The sequence below is a fragment of the Streptomyces sp. NPDC058239 genome (assembly GCF_042882185.1).
GTDB lineage: Bacteria > Actinomycetota > Actinomycetes > Streptomycetales > Streptomycetaceae > Streptomyces.
Window position 1 is genome coordinate 1 of record NZ_JBHVWS010000120.1, and the last position, 3,953, is coordinate 3,953.

Sequence of the window (3,953 nt, forward strand, 5' to 3'; positions counted from 1 at the left end):
ATCCACAAGATCGGACCCGGCCTCTACGCAGCCACAACCTGGTCACCAACTACCTTGCAATCAGCGGGCGTTCGTTAACTTCCCGGCCTTGGGTCCACGCCCGACGTCCGCAGCGATGCCTGGGAGGCCGCGTTTGCCTACCGCAGCGTGCGGAAGCCAAGTCGGTCCAGCCCCGGATGGCGAACTCCGTGTCGAGCCGGGTGTACGCGGAGGCTCGGCGCGGCTGGAGCCGCGCGCTGGCCGTCACCCAGTCCGCGCCGAGGACCTTCCGACGCCAGTACGCAATCGTCTTCGGGGCGTGGCTCACCTTTCAGCCGACCTGGTTCACGCTCGGGTGCATGGTGTCGCAGATGAATGTCTTCCAGTCGAGGTGACCGAGTTCGCGTGCGGCAGCATCAAGGGCGGCGCGCTTGTTGGCATGGGCTTGGCTGCGCCCCTTGATGACGGCAGCCTGATGGATGGCGCGAACCTCGGGCCGGGGCCGGGCATTGCCTTTCCGCCCGGTGGGGGTAGTGCCGCGATGGCGGAATGGGTACACGCGGTATTGCGGTGTCCATCTGACGATGGGATCGGCCTGTCGATATTGTGCGCGCACGGAATCGTTTTGGGAGGGGCGGGTGCGGGTCCGAATCGTGGGGCTGGTGTCGCTTGCAGCCGTGGGGGCAGCGCTGGCGGTCTTACTGGCGCTGGCGGGAAACGCCGCCACGTCCGACCAGCGTTGGCCCGGCCTGGTGGATGAGCTTCGGCGGAACCCGTGGCCGTGGGTTGCCGTGCTTGGGGCGCTGTCGTCCGTGGCGGTCGGCTTCGCTGTGTGGCTGCAAGAGCATCCGTCAGCGGTGCGGGATGATCCGCCGCCACCACAGTCCGTGGCCGTTCCGGGCTGGTTTGTGGACCGGGCCCAGACCGGCGCCACCGTGGCGGCGGTCTGCCGAGGCCGGCGCGCGGTGGGCATCAGCACCTCGTTGTGGGGTGCAGGCGGCTTCGGCAAGACCACGTTGGCCGCGGCCGTGTGCGCCCGCCGACGAGTGCGGCGACGGTTCCGCTCCCGGATCTATACCGTCACCATCGGTCGCGATGTCCGCGGCCGGGCAGCCGTGGCCGCCAAAGTCGCGGAAGTCACCCGGTTCATCACCGGCGACACCACCGAGTTCAGGGATCCCGACTTGGCTGGCGCACATCTCGGTCGGCTCCTCGATCAACGTCCTCGCACCCTGCTCGTCCTTGACGACGTGTGGGAAGACGAGCAGCTCGCCCCCTTCCTGTGCGGCGGCCGCCGTTGCGTACGGCTGGTCACGACCCGCAATCCGGCTCTGCTACCACCCGACACGTACCGTATCCAGGTCGACGAAATGTCCCCCGGCCAGGCTAAGACCGTGCTGACCTGGGAACTACCGCCCCTTCCTGCTGTGGTTGTGGACGGCCTGCTCCGGGCCACCGGACGATGGGCCCTGCTGCTGCGCCTGACCAACCGTCTGATCACTGAACAACTCGGTGCCGGCGCCGACCCCGCCGCCACTGCTGATCTCATCCTTGACCGGCTGCGCGCGCACGGCCCCAGAGCCGTGGACGCTCCGGCTGCCACGTGGGATCTCGACGACCCCCGCCTGCGCAACCAAGCCATCAAGTCCTCGATCGAAGCCGCGACCACCCTGCTGCCGCCGGGCGGCGCCGACCGTTTCACCGAACTCGGCGTATTCGCCGAAGACGAGTCCATCCCCATATCGCTCGTCGTTCTGCTGTGGCAGGCCACGAGTGGGCTGGCAGAGGATCAGACACGCGCCCTGTGCAGGCACCTGGAACGCCTGTCCTTGCTCACCCTCGACTTGCGGAACGGTGGCCTGATCAGCCTGCACGACGTCATCCGCGACTACCTCCGCGGCGATCTCGGTACGGCCGGCCTGGCCCGCCTCAACGGCCTCCTGGTCGACGCTGTCGCTGTCACCCTGCCACCGGCCCAGCCTCTTGCCCCAGAAGCACCCAGCCCCGAACGCGCCTGGTGGGAGCTACAGGACGGCTACCTTCTCGACCACCTCATCGACCACCTGCTCGCAGCCGACCGCACCACGTCCGCCGAGGCCGCAGCAGGCGACCTGCGCTGGGTCGAAGCACGCCTCACACAACGTGGCCCCAGCGCCCCCTGGAACGACCTCACCCGCATCAACACTCCCCGCACTAGATCGCTGGCGCGGAGCCTGGCCCAGTCCGCCCATCTCCTCACCCCCACCGACCCACCGCACGCTCTCACCTCCGTTCTGCACAGCCGCCTCGACGCGCACCCGTACTGGCACGCCCAGATCACTGAGCGCCAGCACGACCCCGACTTGCGTCCCTGCCTCGTAAACCGATGGCCACCATGCGACCTCCCCCACCCGGCTCTGCACCGCACACTCACCGGCCACACCGAGACGGTGCGCTCTGTAGTGATCGCGCCGGACGGCACGTGGCTCGCTACCTCCGGTGACGACCGGACGGTGCGGATCTGGGACAGAGCCTCCGGCACCAGTATCGCCACCCTCACTGGCCACACCAACGCGGTGTGGACGGTTGCGATCGCGTCGGACGGTACCTGGCTCGCTACCTCCGGTGACGACCGGACGGTGCGGATCTGGGACCGGGTCTCGCGCACCTGCACCGCCACCCTTGTGCACCCTGGCGCAGTGTTCTCGGTGGCGATCGCGCCGGACGGCACGTGGCTCGCCACCACCAGCGACGATCGGACGGTGCGGATCTGGGACAGAGCCTCCGGGCGCTGCACCGCCATCCTCCGACACGCAGCGTTTTCCGTGGCGATCGCGCCGGACGGTACCTGGCTCGCTACCGCCGGCGACGACCGGACGGTGCGGATCTGGGACAGAGCCTCCGGGCAGTGCACCGCAACTCTCACCGGCCACACCAGGTCGGTGCGCTCGGTGGCGATCGCGCCGGACGGTACCTGGCTCGCCACCACCAGCGACGATCGGACGGTGCGAATCTGGGACAGAGCCTCCGGGCGCTGCACCGCCACCCACAGAGACATGGCGCCCGTGGCGTCCGTGGCGATCGCGCCGGACAGTACCTGGCTGGCCACCGCCGGGACCGACCAGACGGTGCGGATCTGGGACCGGGCCTTGCGCACCTGCACCGCCACCCTTGCACACCCTGGCTCAGTGTTCTCGGTGGCGATCGCGCCGGACGGTACCTGGCTCGCCACTACCGGCGACGACCCGGCGGTGCGGATCTGGGACCTGGAATTGGTTGCCCAAGCTTCTTCCCGCACCGGCCCCACCGCTCCGGTGCACTCTGTGGTGAGGGCGCCGGACGGTACCTGGCTCGCCACCACCGGCGACGACCGAACGGTGTGGATCTGGGATGGAGCCTCCGGTACCTGCACCGGCAGCCTCACTCACCGCGCTGCGGCGATCGCGCCGGACGGCACCTGGCTCACCAGCATGGACGACGACCGGACGGTGCGGATCTGGGACGGGGGCTCCGACACCTGCACTGCCAGCCTCACTGGCCACACGGACATGGTGCGATCGGCCGTGATCGCGCCGGACGGGACGTGGCTCGCCACCGCTGGCGACGACCAGACGGTGCGGATCTGGGACCAGTCCATCTGGCAGCTGCACCACCCTGACGGGTCACAACGGGCCGGTGTGACCGGTGGTGATCACGCCGGACGGCCCCCGCCCCCTGCTCGCCACAGCCGCGACGGGGCGGTGCTGTCCTGGGATGGGCCCTCCTCTGTCACATGCACGGCCACGCTCATCGGCCATACCGGCACGGTGAATTCGGTGGCGATCGCACCGGACGGCACCTGGCTCGCCACCGCCGGCACCGACGGGACAGCGCGCGTCTGGGACCGAGTCTCTGTCACGTGCACGGCCACGCTCATCGGCCATACCGGCACGGTGAATTCGGTGGCGATCGCACCGGACGGCACCTGGCTCGCCACCGCCGGCACCGACGGGACA

2 protein-coding genes are annotated in these 3,953 nt (G+C 69.3%); one reads left to right on the forward strand and one right to left on the reverse strand.

Going from position 1 to position 3,953, the window contains the following annotated elements:
• Window positions 1-310: 310 nt before the first annotated feature.
• A complete protein-coding gene (locus ACFVYE_RS46980; protein WP_389609707.1) occupies window positions 311-595 on the reverse strand; it encodes a hypothetical protein in 285 nt (94 codons plus the stop codon).
• Between the two features lie 46 nt (window positions 596-641).
• Between ACFVYE_RS46980 and ACFVYE_RS46985 the strand changes: the two genes are divergently transcribed.
• The coding region (locus tag ACFVYE_RS46985) for an NB-ARC domain-containing protein (RefSeq protein WP_389609709.1) at window positions 642-3,953 on the forward strand (3,312 nt) is incomplete at its 3' end.